The organism is Brevundimonas sp., assembly GCF_016463485.1.
Lineage (GTDB): Bacteria > Pseudomonadota > Alphaproteobacteria > Caulobacterales > Caulobacteraceae > Brevundimonas.
Window position 1 is genome coordinate 24,301 of the sequence record NZ_JAEMRD010000003.1, and the last position, 15,833, is coordinate 40,133.

A 15,833-nucleotide genomic window follows, 5' to 3' on the forward strand; every position below is an offset into this window, starting at 1 on the left:
CGCCATGAGACGGCTTGAGGGCAAGATCGCCATCGTCACGGGCGGGGCCGGCGGCATAGGCTCGGCGACCGCGAGGAGGCTGACGTCCGAGGGCGCAATCACGATGATCGCAGACCATGATCTTGAGAGGGCGCAGACTGTGGCGGGCGCGATCGGCCACAGAGCCACCGCGGCCTTCTACGACGCTGAGAAGACCGAAACGGTCGAGGCCCTCGTCGCTTCCACCGTGGCGCAATTCGGTCGTCTGGACATTTTTCTGAACAACGCTGCGATCACGACGCCGCAGATCCAGAAGGACGACACGACGGCGGTCGATATCGCGTTCGAGACCTGGGACCGGGTCATGGCGGTCAACCTGCGCGGCTATCTGGCCGGCTGCAAATATGCGGTTCCGGCCATGCTGAAGACCGGGGGTGGCGCGATCGTCAACACCGCTTCGGGGTCTGGGCTGGTCGGCGACCTGTCGCGGATCGCCTATGGAACCTCCAAGGCGGGTGTCATCGCCCTGACCCGTTCGGTCGCCACCCAGTACGGACGACAGGGCATCCGCTGCAACGCGGTCGCCCCCGGCCTGATCCTGACCGAGGCGGCCAGGGACGGGGTGCCCGAACTGATCGAGATGATCCAGAACCACGTCCTGACGCCGCGCCTCGGCACGCCGGAGGATGTCGCCGCCGTGGTCGCCTTCCTGGCGTCCGAGGACGCGGGCTTCATCAACGGCGAGACCATCGTCTGCAACGGCGGCTCGCTCGCGCATCAGCCTCATACCCACGACCTGGCGCAGTATCTGGAAGGGCGTCACTGATGTCGGACACGTTGATCGCCCCTGCTGCAAAGGTGCCGGGCAAACACTATCGCTGGCTGGTGCTGGCCGTGCTGACCGCCGTGCATTCCACGCACCACATCGACCGCAACGTCCTGTCGGTCGTGGTCGAGCCGATCCGTCAGGAGTTCGGGTTGAGCGACAGCCAGATGGGGATGCTGGGCAGCCTGGGATACGCCCTGGCCTTCGCCATAGCCGCGATCCCTATGGGCTATCTCGTCGACCGGGTGAACCGCCGGAATATGCTGGTCGGCATTCTGGCGCTGTGGAGCATCATGACGGCGGTCTGCGCCTCGGCCAATTCCTATGTGCAGTTACTGCTGGCGCGGATGGGGGTCGGCATCGCCGAGGCCGGCGGAGCCCCGACCGCCATGTCGATGGTCTCGGACTATTTCCCGCCCAAGCAGCGATCGACCGCCATCGGCATCTGGTACCTGAGTTCGGCCATAGGCACCGGCATCATCTTCCTGGTCGGAGGCATCCTGGCTCAGTCGTTCGGCTGGCGGACCGTGTTTCTGGTCGCGGGGATCCCCGGGCTGGTGATGGGGGTGATCCTGTTCCTCGTCGTGCGCGAGCCCCGGCGCGGGGGATCGGAGGTCATCGTCGTCGATACGCCAGAGGCCAGCCCCGAAGCCATCCCTGCGCCGTCTGCCGACGAGGCGGAGAAGGCCGCGACGCTCAGCGAAGCGTTCGCCTATGTGCTCCGCCGTCCCGCCATTCTCAGCATGATGGCCGGGATCGTTCTGGCCGCAGCGATGAGCTCGGCGTTCGCCCTTTGGTCGGTGTCGTTCCTGGTCCGCGTCCACCAGATGCCCCTGGCCCTGGCCGGGGTGTCGATCGCCGTCGCCTTCACGGTTTTCGGGATCGTCATCCCCCTGATCTCGGGACTGATGGGTGACCGGCTATCGAACTCGAAACAGGGCCACCGGCCGGAGCGTCTGGCCCTGCTCAGCGCCACCACAATGACCGGCGTGGTCATCTGTGGGGTCGCCGCCGCCCTGTCGGGCAGCGCGGTGATGGCGGTGGCCATGATGTGCCTGTGGTGCGGACTGATGCTGGCCCACAACGGACCGGCCAATGCGCTGGTGCTCAGCTTGCTGCGTCCCCGGATGCGCGGCGTCGTTGTGGCGACCTTGCAGACGGTCGCGACCGTCGTGGGCACAGGCCTTGGCCCATTCCTGGTCGGCGTGCTCAGCGACGTCTACGGCGGCCCGAACTCACTGCGCTGGGCCATCATGACCGGCATGTCGCTGAACGTCGTGGCGGTGTTGTGCTTCCTGAATGCGGCCCGGACGGCGCGCCGGGATTCCCTGCTGGACGGCTGAACCATTCTCCGGTTTAACTAAACAAAGATAGGGAAACTGTTCAGGATATGCGCACGTTCAACCGGACGATGCCGCGTGCCGACTTCAACTATCAGGTGCTGGTCGCACCGATGGAGGTCAGCGCCCCGGCCATGAACGACACACGGGGCTTCTTCGGCCTGGTGATGAACAAGACCATGCCCTACGGCGTGCTGAGGGATGCGGAGGGCCATCTGTACGCCCCCGTCCGCGCCCTGATGGCACCGACCGGCACGCCCAATCCGACCACCTTCTTCTATCAGTCCACGCGGCTGGGCGAAGACACCCTGGTCATGGACCGGCCACGCATGGCGGCCCAGGCCCAGACCGCCCTGCCCGTCCAGACGCTGGAAGGCGACACGGTCGTCTGGCGCTCGCCCGACACCGACGCGGGCAACACCTGGCGGGTCACCGCCTCGGCCGAGCGGTTCACCTGGACCGAGGACGGGCTGTTCGAGATCAGCGGCAAGCTGCTGGGTGTCGGGATGCAGTGGTATCTGCCCGGCGTCGACTGGGGCACCTTCTACACCGCCCAGATCTATGAGGTCAGCGGCGTCTGCGACGGCCATCAGGTCAAGGGCGTCATCTCGCTGGATCAGGCCTATCTCGCCGAGGGCGGCGCGATCCACTACAAGAAAGACCTGATCGTCAACAACGGCATGCACGTCATCTGGTGGAATTTCGCCACCGTGTACGAGGACGGCACGTTCGACGTGGGTTCGTTTTGCGTCGGCCACGAAATGCTGGGCTACGCCATCTTCCAGAACGAGAAGGGCGAGATCCGCACCACGACCAAGATCGAGGGTGTCTCCCACCATCCCGACGGCGACTATTTCTGTGACACGGCCCGCATCATTCTCGACGACAGCGAGGAATGGGAGTTCCTGCCCGATCCCAAGGGCCGGATGGTCAGCTTCCTGGGCGGATTTCCGATCACGGCCCAACAGGAGGGCCGCTGGCGTCGCGTCGGCGACACGCGTGTTCCATCCCACTGGCTGGGCTGGGGCGAGACCGACAGGCGCAACGGGACGTCGCGCAATGTCCGGGGATCGGACATCGCATGACCATCTCAAAGACCGAGATCGAACGCTTTCTGCACGGCCAGCTCGACGCCTGGAATGCCCATGACCGCGAGGCCTTCTTCGGCTTCTATCGCGAGTTCGGGCGGAACGGTCTGACCATCGACTACGTCGGCAAGCCACGCCGCGACGCCATGGAAATCCTCGAAACCATGTGGGCCGACCACAATCTGCGGATGCGGCTGGAGGCGGTGAAGGCGGTGATCAACGGGCACGAAGCGGCCTGTCATCACCGCAACCATATCGAGGCCGCCAATGTCGTGATCGAGACGATGGAGCTCTACGACTTCGGCGACGGAACCCTGTCGATCCGCTACTTCATCGACGCCTGATATGGATGATCGCCACGACGTCGTCATCGTCGGCGGTGGCCACAACGGCCTGATCGCCGGCACGTATCTGTCCAAGGCGGGCAAGCGTGTCCTGGTCGTCGAACAGGCTGCCATGGCGGGCGGTCTGTCGCAGTCCGACCATGTGATCCCCGAAGCGCCCGATCACATGATCAACACCGGCACGGCCGAGCTGATCCACATTCGCGCCTCGCCGGTCATGCAGGAACTCGACCTGCGCAGCCACGGCTGGAAGACGGTCGAGACCGACCCGACCTATGCCTGGCTCGACCCCGATGGCGGCTCGATCGCCGTGTTTCGCGACCCGCGCCGGACGGCCGAGGATATCGCCCGGTACTCGAAGGCAGATGCCCGGGCCTATCTCGAATTCATCGAGCTGATCGACGGCCTGATGCAGTTTGCGGGGGCCATGGGCAAGGCCGATCCGGGGGTTCGTACGGCGGCCAACTATCTGGACCTGGCCAAGGTGGCGATCCGCAACAGGGCACTCAAGACCAAGCTCCAGCTCATCAGCACAGCGCCCGCCGACCAGCTGGCGGCCGAATGGTTCGAACATCCGGCGACCCAGGCCCTGTTGCTCGGCATCGTGGCGGGCGCAGGTCCGTTCGACACCGACGGAAACGGCATCGCCTATGCCCTGTTTGGACTGCTGCACCGGGTCGGGGTGTCCAAGGCCGTGGGCGGGATGCGGATGTTCGCAGATGCGCTGGTCAGCGCCTATGCGGCCTCGGGAGGCGATCTGATGCTGAATGCCGAGGTCGCCGAGATCGTCATCCGCGACGGCGCGGCCCGGGGCGTGCGCCTGAAGGACGGTCGCACGATTGAGGCTGGGGTGGTGATCGCCACCTGCGACCCTATCACGGCCGCACGCCTGGCGACGCCGGGCGGCCTAAACCGGGTCACGCAGACCCGATTGGAGTACGCCCCGGCCCACCGCGCCAACGTCGGGCCGTCGCTGATTAATGTCGCCTCGTCCCGGCCCTTCCGGCTCAAGCGGCATCGGCGCGACGACGGCGTGGATCTCAACCAGACGGTCGGCCTGATCGGCACCGCTGACGAACTGAGGCAGGCGCTGGTCCAGGCGCGGCGCGGATTGGTCCCGACGGTGCCGGTTTTCTCCGTGTCGCCGATGACCAACTGGGACCCGTCGATGGCACCGGACGGTCAGGGCGTGGTCTATATCTATCTGCCGGTCTTCCCGGTCGATGTGAACTCAGGCTGGGACACGTCCAAGGCCCCGGCGGCCCAGGCCATCATCACGCGAGCGGCGGAATACTATGACGGCTTCGACGGCGAACTGGGGCGGTGGTTCGAGACCTGTCCTGACCGCGAGGCTCGTACCGGCCTGACCAAGGGCTGCGTCACCCATGTCGATTTCGGGGCCCAGCGGACGGGGGCTAAACGTCCGGCCTTCGGTCTGGGCGGACCCGAGCCCCTGGCTCCCGGCTTCTTCCTGGGCGGCGCGGGGATCCATCCCGGCGGCGGGGTGTCAGGCGGTCCGGGGCGGCTGGTGTCGAAACGGGTGCTCGACTACCTGGCCTGACGGCCAGCGATCACATCATCACGCCGGAATGCAGGGCCAGCTGACCGCCGTCGTTGTTCAGGATCACCCCGCTCAGATAAGAGGCCGCGTCCGACGCCAGGAAGGCGATGGCCTCCGCCTGTTCCCCAACCGTGCCCATGCGTCCCAGCGGAACGCGCCCCACGCGGGCCCTGAGCCGTTCCGGGTCCATGCCGGTGGGGCCAGTCGTCATGTCCGTCGCGGTGATGCCCGGACAGACGCAGTTGACCCGAATGCCGTATCGTCCCCACTCGACCGCCAGAGATCGGGTCAGGCCGACGACGCCGTGCTTGGACACGACGTAACCGATCTGGTTCGGCACGGCCGCCAGACCCGCGATCGACGCGACATTGACGATCGCGCCCCGTCCCGCCGGGATCATCGCCGTCTTGGCCACCACTCTGGACCAGTAGAACTGCGAATACAGATTGGTGCGGATCACCCGATCCCAGGCGACGAAATCCTCGGCCGGCGCGACGACAGAAATGCCGGCGTTGTTCACCAGGATGTCGATCCGGCCGTACGCATTGAGCACCCGGGCTGACGCTTCATCGGCAACGGCCTCGTCGGCGGCGTCGCCGACGATGACACAGCCCTTGCCCCCCTTTGCCTCAATCTCCGCGACCACTGCCCCCGCCGCAGCGGGATCGAGATCGTTGACCGCGACGACGGCACCCTGATCCGCCAGCAGCAAGGCCGTGGACCGGCCGATGCCGCCGCCTGCGCCCGTGACGATCGCGACCCTGTCCTCGAAGCGCATGGCGTCAACCTCCTGGTGTTTGATGAAGCTCATGTGCCGACCGCCCTGGCTGACAGGACGCTTGCTCGCCCTGCGATCAGGCCTGTGGTGATCAGGCCGAACCCGATCAGCGCGACCAGCCCCGCTACCGCCTCGAACCCACCCGTCCACTGATGCAGAAGGCCGATGCCCAAGGGCGCGAGGGCCGCCGGGATATAGCCGACGCTCTGGGCCATGCTCGACATATGGGACGCGACATGGCTGTCGGGCGACCTCAGCAGCACCATGGTCAGGGCCAGCGAGAACAGCCCGCCCTGCGCCAGTCCCTGAACGATCGCCCAGACCCAGACGCCGGAAAGCGGAGCCAGCAACAGTCCCAAAAGGCCCACCGTTCCGAACACCGACAATACCACCGCGATCAGACGCTGCGCCGGCCTGCGTGTCGCGATCGAGGGAATGGTCAGGGACGTCGCCAACTGAACCACGATCAGGACTGACAGGACCAGGCCGGCCGTTACGGCGTCCAGCCCCCGTTCTCTGAGGATCGGGGCCAGCCAGCCCAGTACGCAAAACGCCAGCGCCGACTGCAGCCCCATGAACAGCGCGACACTCCAAGCCAGCGGATCGCGCCACAGGCCCTTGACCGGCAGGACGACACTGACCGCCGTCGTTCCTCCGCGCAGTTGCGGCCCCCAAAGGACCAAGGCCGCCACGACCGGCACCGCCCACATCGACAGACCGACCTGCCAGCCGCCGCCCAGCATCGCCTCGACCGGCACGGTGACCGCAGCCGCCAATGCCGCACCGCCAGAGATCGCCGTGACATAGCCGCCGGTCAGCAGAGCAGTCCGGTCCTCGAAATCCCGCTTCACCAGGGTGGGCAGAAGCACATTGGCCGTGGCGATGGCCGCTCCCGCCAGGATCGAGAAGGAGAACAGCGCCCAGACCGGCCCCAGGGCCCGGCACGCCGTGCCCAGCCCGATTAGCAGCAGGGCCCCGAAGAGACTGCGCTCGGTCCCCCACCGCCTGGCCAGTCGTGGTGCCAGCGGCGCGCACAAGCCCAGACACAGCACCGGCAGGGTGGTCAGCACTCCCACCTGCCATGGCTCCATTCCCGTCGCCCGGACGACTTCGGGCAGCCGCACCGACAGGCTGGCAAACACCAATCTCAGGCAGAAGGCGGTCCCGATGATTCCTGCCGCCAGCAGCAACCTGTCTTTCGGTCGTGACGCCATCCTGTTCGGCTCCTCACCACTGCCGGTCGATCAAATCTATGGGGACCGCTTGCCACAGATCATTCGACAGTGAGAATATCAATCTAATAACAGATATTGAGGAAGCCCATGTTGATCGACGTCCACGCCCACCTTTTCACGCCCGGCATGCTGAACCGGCACCCGTTCTGGGGGCCCTTCATGAAGCCCCAGGGCCTGACCGTCGGCCATTTCTCGCTGGGCACCAAACAGCCCGCCAAGGCGGCGAACGACGCCGAGGCCGAAGCCAATCTGCTGGCCCGGATGACCCACGCCGCCCGGCTCGAGGTCATGGCTCAGCGCGGGGTCGACAAACTGGTGCTGTCCACGCCGTCCCACGCCTTCATGTATTGGGCGGGCGAGTTCGGGACGGAATACGCGCGCATCTGCAACGACGAACTGGCGGCCTTCTGTCGCGTCATGCCCGACAAGTTCGACTTCTGGGCCCATGCCAACCTGGCCGACCCCGAGGCGGCGGTCGCGGAGATCGACCGGGCCGTGCGCGTGCTGGGCGCCAAAGGTCTGTGCGTCGGCGGCACAAACTTCGACGGCATCCAGACCTATGACGAACGGCTGTTCCCCGTCTGGGCCAAGCTGGCCGAGCTGGATGTGCCGATCATGGTCCACGGCTTCAACCAGTCGATCTATCTGGGCGAGCGCCACCACGAAGACCGGTTCGAGACCACCTCCATCGTCGGCGACTGCGTCGATGAGACCCTGTTCTTCTGGTATCTGATCTGCGGCGGTGCGCTGGACGCCTATCCCACGCTGAAGACCTACATCACCCACGCCGGCGGGATGGCGGTGTTCCAGCTGGGCCGGTTGTCGGAACTGAACGGCGTCATGGCACCCGATTCGAAGAACCAGCGCCCGGTCATGGACTATATGAAGAATTTCTACTTCGACCTGGACGTCCACCACCCGGCCCTGCGCCGCGCGGTAGCGGAGGTCGTCGGCGCGGACCAGTTGCTGTACGGCACAAATTTCGGCGGGGCCTATGACTACGGCGACCTGACCGACGGCATCGACCTGTCGGACGTCGATCGCGACAAGATCCGCAGCGGCAATGCGATCAAACTGCTCAAGCTCGACATGACGCGGGCCGCCCAGGCGGCCTGACCCCGACCCGGGCCGCGCCCCTTCAGGAGGGTTGCGCGGCCTGGGCCCTCAGGGCTTCAACGGTCCGTTGGTACGGCTTCAGCCCCGACCAGGTCAGCCACAGCCCCAGCAAGGAGATCGGCCCGCCCACGATGGCCAGGGCATAGGGCAGCGCCGAGTCGTCCTTGAACACGTGGTCGGTGACCAGCGCGATCGACATGGGCCCAAAGCCGATCCCGACCAGCCCGCCGATCAGCAGATAGACGGCGACGGCCTTGCCCCGCATCCGGTTCGGCGTGATCTCCTGCACCGCCGTCGGAGCCGCAGCCTGGGCCATACCGAAGCCGGTGATGACCACGGTCAGCAGGGCAAAACTCAGCCATGGGATCGGGACCAGCGACCAGACGCAGACCGTCGGCAGTACCAGCAGCCAGGCCAGCATGGCGACCCTCAACCGTGCCGCAGGCACCCCCTTGGCGGCCCACCGGTCGCTAATCCAGCCGCTGACCAGGGTGCCGGTCAGGCCGCCGACGGCGACGAGCACGCCGATGATGATGCCCGACGTCTGGGTCGGAATGTCGAACCGCCGGTCGAAGAAAGTCGGCGCCCAGGCCAGGTTGCCATAGCCGACCACTGCCACCACCCCCGGATAGGTCAGGACGCGCGAGAAGGTCGAAAAATGCCGTTTCAAATGGCCCAGAAAGTCGCCCCAGCTGGCTCCGGCCTTGGACAACAGCGCCGCCGCCGCATCGCGCCGGACGGGTTCGCGGATCGTGAACAGCAACAGCGCCAGGAACAGCCCCGGCGCTCCCGCGATCAGGAAGGTCAGACGCCACTGGGACATCAGGCCCACACCCGGCAGGCTCAATCCCACGTCCGGAATGATCCGGGCGATCAGGGCCCCCAGGATCAGCGACGCCCCCGACCCGATCGCCAGCGCCAGATAGTAGACGCTGAACGCCCTGCCCCGCCGATGCGGAGCCACATAATCGGCGATGATCGAATAGGCGGCCGGTGCCAGGACGGCCTCCCCGATGCCGACGCCCATGCGGGTCATCACCAGTTGCTCATAGCTCTGGGCAAAGCCTGACAGGACCGTCATCACGCTCCACAACACCATGCCGACAACGATCAGGTTTCGGCGCACCGTCCGGTCGATCAGCCAGCCGAACGGCAGGCCCGCAAAGGTGTAGAACAGGGCGAACGCGTAGCCTTGCAGGAAGCTGAAGGCCGTGTCGGAAATGCCGAACTCGGCGCGGATGGGGCGGACCAGCAGAGCCGGCAGTTGCCGATCAAGCTGCGACAGCAGGGTCGCGACGAACAGCACGCCGATCACATACCAGGCATATCGAATGGGCGGATACGGGGCTTCGACCGGCGTCGCCTGGACCGTCATTCTCAACCTCCGTCTATGCTCGCCTGGATCAGGCGTCGGGCCCTTCGTCGGCAAACCGACGTGACCTCTCTGGTCGTGCGATCGCGAGCGGCGATGCCCGGTCAAGATACCCGATGACGCCGTCGCTCTGTCAAGGATTGTTTTGACATGCGAATGTCATTCGCGGTACAGAATAGACTGAACACTATCGACCAGATCGTTCAAAATATGCGATGATCGGTCATCAGGAAACGCCATTTGGATCGAAGAGCCTCATCAAGAGGCCTCGACGCAGGAAGGACATCGAAATGCTGATCGATCTTCACGCCCACGCCCCGCTGCCGGGCTACTACAATCAGGACCCGCACTGGGGTCCGTTCTTTGAGAAGCATGACGACGGCCATATCCGCCTGCGGGTCGGTGAGTGGGTTCTGACGCTCGGATCACCGGAACGCCGCGCGGCGGTCAAGCGCGGCGAGACGATGGAAGTCTCCGAATTCATGTCCAAATGGAACGACCCCAAGCACCGTCTTGCGGGTATGGATGCGCTGGGCCAGGACGCCCAGGTGCTGTCGGTGCCGTCGCACTGCTATATGTACTGGGCCGATCCGGCGTTCGCGAACAAGTTCTCGACCACGGTCAACGACACCCTTGCCGACTACTGCGATCGCTCGGGTGGCCGGTTGATGATGTGGGCGACGGCGGCGCTTCAGGACCCGGTCGAGGCCGCCAAGGAAATCCGCCGTGCCTGTACCCAGCTGGGGGCCAAGGGCCTCAGCGCCGGCGGCTCCAACTTCGGCGGCATGGAGTTCGACGATCCGCGCATGGACCCGATCTGGGAAGTCCTGTGCGACCTCGACCTGCCCATGTTCGTGCACGGCTATAACCAGTCCGTGACCTGGGGCGACAAGGCCAATACGGACAAATACGAGACCACGGCCATCGTCGGCATGAATTACGACGAGACCAAATGCTTCTGGTATCTGATCTGCGGCGGTGTGCTGGACCGGTTCCCGAACCTGAAGGTCTATATCACCCACGCTGGCGGCTTCGTGCCCTACCAGCTGGGTCGCCTGGCCCAGACCATCAAGAACCTCGACGTCGTGCACAACAAGAAGGATCTGGAGGAATACCTGCCGAACTTCTGGTTCGACCCGGAACTGCACGAGCTGCCTATGCGTCAGGCCCTCGTCGAGGTGATCGGTGCCGACCGGCTGGTCTACGGCACCAATTTCGGAGGTTCCGACGCGATCCGAGGCGATCTGACCACGGGTCTGCGGGTGTCGCCCGAGGACCTGGAGAAGATCCGCTGGAAGAATGCGGCCGAGCTGCTGCATATCGACCTGAACAAGATGGGCCGGGCGGTCAAGCCGATTGCCGCCTGATCCACCGCAGACTGAGGACGGCGGCTCCCGACGGAGCCGCCGTTTTCGTTCGAGGCCTTGGCGAGGACGTCCATGACCGCTCACCCCGGATGCAAGATCTGCACGATGCTGGACGCTGCAGCGCCGGAGGACGTGGTGTTGGCCGGCGAGCATTGGGGCGTGGTGGCGATGCAGGAGACGCCCGGTATCCTCATGGCCTTCACACGCGACCACGACGCCGGGATCGGGACGGTGTCCGACCAGGCGGCCGCCGCGTTCGGTCCGATGATCAAGACGCTTTCGGCGGGCCTGGTGGCGACCGGCGACTTCGAGAAGACCTCGGTGATCTATCTCGGCGACAATGCAATCCACACCCATTTCATGCTCGTGGGCCGAAAGGCCGGAGATGCGCCCATCTTTGACAACAGCCCGCTCATGGCGCGGTTTGCAGACAAGGATCGTGACCGCACACGCGCGCTCGCGGCCCGGCTCCGGGACGCCCTCAGCCCCTCAGGAACGACACTATGAAACTGGCCCGATGCACCGACGGCGGCGCTCCCTTCTGGGCGGTCGTCGAGCCCGAAACCGACACCGCGAGGCCGATCAAGGGCGGGGTCGCCGCCTGGGGACCGGCCGTGACGCGCGGCGACGGCGAAGCGGCCCTGACTTTCGAGGGCCCTGCTCGGCTTCTTTCGGCGCTTCGCCTGCTCGCCCCGTGCGACAACACCTCCAAGGTCGTGATCGCCGGCGCCAACTACAGCAAACACCTGGTCGAGTTCGGCGTCGCCGCGCCGTCCCAGCCGATCGCCTTCCTCAAGGCCTATGGTGCCCTGATCGGCGCGAACGATCCGATCCGCTACCCGCCCCTGACCGAACAGCTCGACTATGAGTGCGAACTGGTCGTGGTGATCGGGGACGATGCCGTCGATCTCAACGATCCCCTCGCCTCGGTCCTCGGATACACGGCCGGCAACGACGTCAGTGCCCGCGACCTGCAACGCAGCGGGCCGCCGGGGATCGGCATGGACCTCTATGCCGCCAAGAGCCAGGACAGGGCCACGCCGGTCGGTCCCTGGATCGTCACCAAGGACGAGTTCCCGGCGGGCAGTCCGGCGCTGAAACTGTCGACGACCATCAACGGCGAGGTTCGCCAGGACGGGACCACGGCCGACATGACCTGGGACGTCGCGGAACTGATCCGGTTCGTGCAGCCGCGCGTCAGCTTCGGTAACGGCGACCTGCTGTTCACGGGTACGCCAGAAGGCGTCGGTCAGGGATCGGGTCGCTATCTGAACCCCGGCGACGTCGTCGAGGTCACGCTGGAAGGGATCGGCACGCTTCGCAACCTGATCGGGCCCAAGGTCGGCTGAAGCCTCGTCCTAGCCGCGCTTCAGCGTCCGCAGGATAAGGTCGATCGTGGTCTGGAGCCTCAGGGCGAGCGGCTTGCCCTCGGCCGGAGGCACGACCGTTTCACTGAGTGCAAGACGCACCATCATCTCGGCGATGGCATTGCGGTCCACGGGCGTGCCGATGTCCCGCTCCCAGGCATCGAAGACCGGGTCCAGGGCATTCAGAACCCGCGCGATGAAATGATCGAAGTTCGATTCGAAATACTGGATCACGAAGGCCGGTTCGACGTGCAGGAACTGCGATCCACGGCGGGTCTCGTTGTTCGACACACTGTATTTCAGGAAGGCGGCGAACCGTTCAGTCGGTGTCTCGCAACCCTCCATCGCGTGATTCAGTTCGTCGTCGGTCTCCGTGCGCAGACGCAGGACCACGGCCTCGAGCACGGCCTCCATCGACGGGAAATAGCGGTACAGGGTGCCGCGCGATACCCCGGCGGCATCGCAGACCTCCTGGGCCGTGATGCGAGGGGTGCCGTGATTCATCATCACGTTCTGGGCCGCATTGACAATGTTCTCGATGGTCTTGGCCGCGCGGGGATCGGGCCGGCGCGTGCGACCCGCCTCCGGCGCGGCGCGACTGGCCGGGCGCTCGGCCATCGCCTCAGGGCGGGCCTTTCGGGCGCTGACGGTCATGCGTTGAAGGCTCCAGGGATTCGAGCCCAAGGGTAGCCCGCAGGGCCCCGAATCGCAAACCGCACAGGCCTCGGACGAAATAGTTCGAGACAGAAATAGCAATTCTGACTAGAAAATAATCAAGGATCGGCTCGCCAGAGGCCCACGAGGAAATCAGACCATGCATATCGATCTCAGCGCCAAGCGCGTCATCGTCACGGGTGCCAGCCGGGGCATCGGATACGCGACCGCTGCGGCCTTTGCGCGCGAAGGCGTGCGGCTGGCGATCTGTTCACGGAGCTCCGAAACCCTGTCGGTCGTCGCCGACGAGATGCGAACCCTGGGTGCCGCCGAGGTCATCGCGGTCGCATTGGATGTTCGCGACACCGAGGCGGTGCGGGCCTTCGTCGCCCAGGTCGCCGAGGCCTGGGGCGGCGTCGATGTGCTGGTCAACAACGCCGGGCAAGGCAAGGGTGGCAGCCTGGAGAACCTGCAGCCCGAGGACATCCTGGATCACGCCAACAATATCCAGGTCGCCCACTTCCGCTTCGTCCAGGCGGTCGTGCCCCATATGCGCAAGCAGCGGTGGGGTCGGATCATCAACATCAACGCCCTGGCCGGCGCCCTGCCGACGCCGGACGGCATTCCGTCGGTAACCAATCGCGCCGCAGGGATCGCCCTGTCCAAACTGCTGGGCCAGCAGCTGGCCAAGGACAATATCCTGGTCAACAGCCTGAACATGGGCTGGATCGACACGGGCCAGTGGGATCGCCACTACAAGGAAATGCCCTCGACGATCACGCGCGAGGAGTTCCTTGAGATGGTCGTCAAGATCGTGCCGCTGGGTCGGTTCGGGCGGCCGGAAGAAGTGGCCAATGTCTGCGTCTTCCTGGCCAGCGATCTGGCGACCTTCCTCAGCGCTGCGTCAATCGACGTGTCCGGCGGGTTGCAGGGTGCCATCGCCTATTACCCCACGCTGAAGCGCGAGATGCAGGAGATGGGTCGCGACCGGGAGGCTGCGCTGGCGGGATAGGCGTAAGCCGTGTGCGCGGGCGCTGGACCAGGGTGGCGGTTAAAAGCAGACCGCCAAAGCGCCACACCGCCAACACAACCTCTGAATTTCAATAGCTTGCCTGGCCGAAGGTTGGCGGCCGTCACGATACTCGGCGTTCCGACCGGCGAGCCTGGGCGGTTCGCCCTTATCAGGATGTCAAAGACCACGCCCGGAGGTGGGAAAGGTCGCTTCAAGACACAAGACCCGACGAGGAATAAATTCCTCATGCCACGCAGGTCTCAGTGGGCCTCGCCTTGCGGGTAGAGGGCCAGGCGAGCGATGTTGGCGCGGTCCGGCTGCTCCAGCATGAAGCGGATGGCACGGGCGACATCATGTGGGTCCAGCGCGACGGGAGATTCGACCTTGGCCGCCGCCATCATCTTGTCGAACATCTCGCTGGATGTAGAACCCGGCGCGATGGTGCCGACCTTCACGCCCGTCCCCGCCAGCTCGATGCGCAGCGACTGGGTGAAGGCCTCGAGCGCGTGTTTCAGCCCGCCGTACACTCCGCCCGCGCGCGAGATCAGATAGGCGCTGATGCTCGACACATTGATGATCGCGCCTGAGGACTGACCCCGGAACTCTCGTGCGAACACATAGGAGCTGCGCACGACCGCCTCGAAATTCACGCGGATCATATAGCTGACGGCATCGAGGTCGATGGTGTCCATCGTGCCCACCGCCATAACGCCCGCGTTATTGATGACGACATCGGCGCGACCGAACCGCTCTTTCGCCAGGGCCAGGAGCTGTTCCGGCACACCCGCTTCGGCGATGTCAGCGGCCAGCAGGGCGCTGGGGCCCGGCAGGGTGGCGGCCAGAGCCTCGAGCTTTGCCATCCGCCGGCTGGTCAGGACCAGGTTGCACCCGGCCTGGCTGAGTTCCAGTGCGGTGGCGGCCCCAATGCCGGCCGAGGCGCCCGTGAGGACGACGGTCTTGCCGTTCAGCTCCATTGGCCGGGTGCCTTCTTCATGCCGTCGATGATGGGCCGCATATCCGCGACATTGGGCAGGTGGGCAGTGAAACCGCCGTCGACCGACAGGATCTGGCCGGTGACGTAGGAGCTCAGGTCCGAGGCCAGAAAAACGACCATGTTGGCGATGTCTCGCGGCGTACCCAGACGCGGCACCAGACAGTGGCTGAGAAAGATCTTCTGGATATGGGCGGGCAGCCGCTGCTCCAAACCGGGCTGGATGATCAGGCCGGCGGCGATCGCGTTCACCCGGATGCCCCGGGGGCTGTAGCCGGTCGCCATGTGGCGGGTCAGGGCATTCACCGCCGCCTTGGAGGCCGCATAGGCGAAATTGCTGACGTCTCCCGACAAGGACTGGCCCGACGAGATGTTGATGATCGAGCCCCCGCCCCGCTCCAGCATCGACGGGATCGCGTATTTGCAGAACAGCATCGGCGCGCGGGCATTGATCGACTGGACCTGATCCCAAAGCTCGACGGCCATGTCGGGAATGTCGAGATCGCGCGATGAATAGCCGGTCGCCCCGGCGTTGTTGTCGAGGATGTCGACGCCACCGAAGGTCTCGACCGCGAACGCGACGACGGCGCGAATGTCGTCCTCCGAGGTGATGTCCCCGGCCTTGCAGGCGACGTCGTACCCCTGCCCCTTCAAGCCATCCGTCACAGCCTGAAGCTCGGGCGCGCGCAGGTCGGTCAGCACGACCCGCGCGCCTTGTTCCGCCAGGGCCAGGGCCGTTTCAGAACCGATCGATCCCGCCGCGCCGGTGACCAGCGCCACCTTCCCGTCAAGCAATCCCATAG

At 65.4% G+C, this 15,833-nt stretch carries 16 protein-coding genes; 10 read left to right on the plus strand and 6 right to left on the minus strand.

Annotation, left to right across the window (positions count from 1 at the left end; all coding sequences use genetic code 11):
- The first annotated feature begins 4 nt into the window (after positions 1 to 4).
- The 5 genes from JHC99_RS01200 to JHC99_RS01220 are packed head-to-tail and all read left to right on the plus strand — an operon-like array spanning position 5 to position 5,138.
- Positions 5 to 805 carry an SDR family NAD(P)-dependent oxidoreductase gene (locus tag JHC99_RS01200; protein ID WP_292151646.1) on the plus strand — a complete coding sequence of 267 codons (801 nt, stop codon included), beginning with the start codon at positions 5 to 7 and terminating at the stop codon, positions 803 to 805.
- The gene (locus JHC99_RS01205; protein WP_292151647.1) at positions 805 to 2,148 is read left to right on the plus strand and encodes an MFS transporter; all 1,344 of its coding nucleotides are present in this window, start codon (positions 805 to 807) and stop codon (positions 2,146 to 2,148) included. Before JHC99_RS01200 ends, JHC99_RS01205 begins: the two co-directional genes overlap by 1 nt.
- Before the next feature lie 47 nt (positions 2,149 to 2,195).
- The gene (locus JHC99_RS01210; RefSeq protein ID WP_292151648.1) at positions 2,196 to 3,230 is read left to right on the plus strand and encodes a hypothetical protein; all 1,035 of its coding nucleotides are present in this window, start codon (positions 2,196 to 2,198) and stop codon (positions 3,228 to 3,230) included.
- On the plus strand, positions 3,227 to 3,577 hold the full coding sequence (locus JHC99_RS01215) for a nuclear transport factor 2 family protein (RefSeq protein ID WP_292151649.1): 351 nt from the start codon (positions 3,227 to 3,229) through the stop codon (positions 3,575 to 3,577). Before JHC99_RS01210 ends, JHC99_RS01215 begins: the two co-directional genes overlap by 4 nt.
- A 1-nt stretch (position 3,578) precedes the next feature.
- Positions 3,579 to 5,138, plus strand: coding sequence for an NAD(P)/FAD-dependent oxidoreductase (locus tag JHC99_RS01220; protein WP_292151650.1), 1,560 nt, complete (start codon positions 3,579 to 3,581; stop codon positions 5,136 to 5,138).
- A gap of 10 nt (positions 5,139 to 5,148) precedes the next feature.
- Here JHC99_RS01220 and JHC99_RS01225 read toward each other — a convergent pair whose 3' ends face one another.
- A complete protein-coding gene (locus JHC99_RS01225) occupies positions 5,149 to 5,949 on the minus strand; it encodes an SDR family NAD(P)-dependent oxidoreductase (protein ID WP_292151651.1) in 801 nt (266 codons plus the stop codon).
- On the minus strand, positions 5,946 to 7,130 hold the full coding sequence (locus JHC99_RS01230; RefSeq protein WP_292151652.1) for an MFS transporter: 1,185 nt from the start codon (positions 7,128 to 7,130) through the stop codon (positions 5,946 to 5,948). The genes JHC99_RS01225 and JHC99_RS01230 overlap by 4 nt, the downstream gene beginning before the upstream one ends.
- A 108-nt stretch (positions 7,131 to 7,238) precedes the next feature.
- On the opposite strand from JHC99_RS01230, the gene JHC99_RS01235 reads away from it, so the two are divergent.
- Positions 7,239 to 8,267: an amidohydrolase family protein gene (locus JHC99_RS01235; protein WP_292151653.1), complete on the plus strand. Its 1,029-nt coding sequence runs from the start codon at positions 7,239 to 7,241 to the stop codon at positions 8,265 to 8,267.
- Positions 8,268 to 8,289: 22 nt separating this feature from the next.
- Here JHC99_RS01235 and JHC99_RS01240 read toward each other — a convergent pair whose 3' ends face one another.
- Positions 8,290 to 9,642 carry an MFS transporter gene (locus JHC99_RS01240; RefSeq protein ID WP_292151654.1) on the minus strand — a complete coding sequence of 451 codons (1,353 nt, stop codon included), beginning with the start codon at positions 9,640 to 9,642 and terminating at the stop codon, positions 8,290 to 8,292.
- Positions 9,643 to 9,929: 287 nt separating this feature from the next.
- On the opposite strand from JHC99_RS01240, the gene JHC99_RS01245 reads away from it, so the two are divergent.
- The 3 genes from JHC99_RS01245 (at position 9,930) to JHC99_RS01255 (ending at position 12,355) form a co-directional block, all read left to right on the plus strand.
- Positions 9,930 to 11,006 (plus strand): amidohydrolase family protein, encoded by a 1,077-nt coding sequence (locus tag JHC99_RS01245; protein WP_292151655.1) that lies wholly within the window; start codon positions 9,930 to 9,932, stop codon positions 11,004 to 11,006.
- Between the two features lie 72 nt (positions 11,007 to 11,078).
- Positions 11,079 to 11,513, plus strand: a complete 435-nt coding sequence (locus JHC99_RS01250; protein ID WP_292151656.1) for a hypothetical protein — start codon at positions 11,079 to 11,081, stop codon at positions 11,511 to 11,513.
- The gene (locus JHC99_RS01255) at positions 11,510 to 12,355 is read left to right on the plus strand and encodes a fumarylacetoacetate hydrolase family protein (RefSeq protein ID WP_292151657.1); all 846 of its coding nucleotides are present in this window, start codon (positions 11,510 to 11,512) and stop codon (positions 12,353 to 12,355) included. The genes JHC99_RS01250 and JHC99_RS01255 overlap by 4 nt, the downstream gene beginning before the upstream one ends.
- Before the next feature lie 9 nt (positions 12,356 to 12,364).
- On the opposite strand, the gene JHC99_RS01260 is transcribed toward JHC99_RS01255, so the two are convergent.
- Positions 12,365 to 13,027 (minus strand): TetR/AcrR family transcriptional regulator, encoded by a 663-nt coding sequence (locus tag JHC99_RS01260; RefSeq protein WP_292151658.1) that lies wholly within the window; start codon positions 13,025 to 13,027, stop codon positions 12,365 to 12,367.
- Positions 13,028 to 13,187: 160 nt separating this feature from the next.
- Between JHC99_RS01260 and JHC99_RS01265 the strand changes: the two genes are divergently transcribed.
- Positions 13,188 to 14,039 (plus strand): SDR family oxidoreductase, encoded by an 852-nt coding sequence (locus tag JHC99_RS01265; protein ID WP_292151659.1) that lies wholly within the window; start codon positions 13,188 to 13,190, stop codon positions 14,037 to 14,039.
- A 260-nt stretch (positions 14,040 to 14,299) separates the two neighbouring features.
- Here the strand turns inward: JHC99_RS01265 and JHC99_RS01270 are convergent, their stop codons facing one another.
- Together JHC99_RS01270 and JHC99_RS01275 are read right to left on the minus strand one after the other, a co-directional pair.
- Entirely contained in the window at positions 14,300 to 15,013 is a 714-nt protein-coding gene (locus tag JHC99_RS01270) for an SDR family oxidoreductase (RefSeq protein WP_292151660.1), read from the minus strand.
- The gene (locus JHC99_RS01275) at positions 15,004 to 15,831 is read right to left on the minus strand and encodes an SDR family NAD(P)-dependent oxidoreductase (RefSeq protein WP_292151661.1); all 828 of its coding nucleotides are present in this window, start codon (positions 15,829 to 15,831) and stop codon (positions 15,004 to 15,006) included. Before JHC99_RS01275 ends, JHC99_RS01270 begins: the two co-directional genes overlap by 10 nt.
- Positions 15,832 to 15,833 lie beyond the last annotated feature (2 nt).

Bases quoted from the DNA above. Each gene is read 5' to 3' on its own strand.
- JHC99_RS01250 (WP_292151656.1), top strand. From the start codon at position 11,079: ATGACCGCTCACCCCGGATGCAAGATCTGCACGATGCTGGACGCTGCA.
- JHC99_RS01260 (WP_292151658.1), bottom strand. From the start codon at position 13,027: ATGACCGTCAGCGCCCGAAAGGCCCGCCCTGAGGCGATGGCCGAGCGC.
- JHC99_RS01240 (WP_292151654.1), bottom strand. From the start codon at position 9,642: ATGACGGTCCAGGCGACGCCGGTCGAAGCCCCGTATCCGCCCATTCGA.
- JHC99_RS01245 (WP_292151655.1), top strand. From the start codon at position 9,930: ATGCTGATCGATCTTCACGCCCACGCCCCGCTGCCGGGCTACTACAAT.
- JHC99_RS01255 (WP_292151657.1), top strand. From the start codon at position 11,510: ATGAAACTGGCCCGATGCACCGACGGCGGCGCTCCCTTCTGGGCGGTC.
- JHC99_RS01215 (WP_292151649.1), top strand. From the start codon at position 3,227: ATGACCATCTCAAAGACCGAGATCGAACGCTTTCTGCACGGCCAGCTC.
- JHC99_RS01275 (WP_292151661.1), bottom strand. From the start codon at position 15,831: ATGGGATTGCTTGACGGGAAGGTGGCGCTGGTCACCGGCGCGGCGGGA.
- JHC99_RS01265 (WP_292151659.1), top strand. From the start codon at position 13,188: ATGCATATCGATCTCAGCGCCAAGCGCGTCATCGTCACGGGTGCCAGC.
- JHC99_RS01210 (WP_292151648.1), top strand. From the start codon at position 2,196: ATGCGCACGTTCAACCGGACGATGCCGCGTGCCGACTTCAACTATCAG.
- JHC99_RS01220 (WP_292151650.1), top strand. From the start codon at position 3,579: ATGGATGATCGCCACGACGTCGTCATCGTCGGCGGTGGCCACAACGGC.
- JHC99_RS01230 (WP_292151652.1), bottom strand. From the start codon at position 7,130: ATGGCGTCACGACCGAAAGACAGGTTGCTGCTGGCGGCAGGAATCATC.
- JHC99_RS01225 (WP_292151651.1), bottom strand. From the start codon at position 5,949: ATGAGCTTCATCAAACACCAGGAGGTTGACGCCATGCGCTTCGAGGAC.
- JHC99_RS01270 (WP_292151660.1), bottom strand. From the start codon at position 15,013: ATGGAGCTGAACGGCAAGACCGTCGTCCTCACGGGCGCCTCGGCCGGC.
- JHC99_RS01235 (WP_292151653.1), top strand. From the start codon at position 7,239: ATGTTGATCGACGTCCACGCCCACCTTTTCACGCCCGGCATGCTGAAC.
- JHC99_RS01200 (WP_292151646.1), top strand. From the start codon at position 5: ATGAGACGGCTTGAGGGCAAGATCGCCATCGTCACGGGCGGGGCCGGC.
- JHC99_RS01205 (WP_292151647.1), top strand. From the start codon at position 805: ATGTCGGACACGTTGATCGCCCCTGCTGCAAAGGTGCCGGGCAAACAC.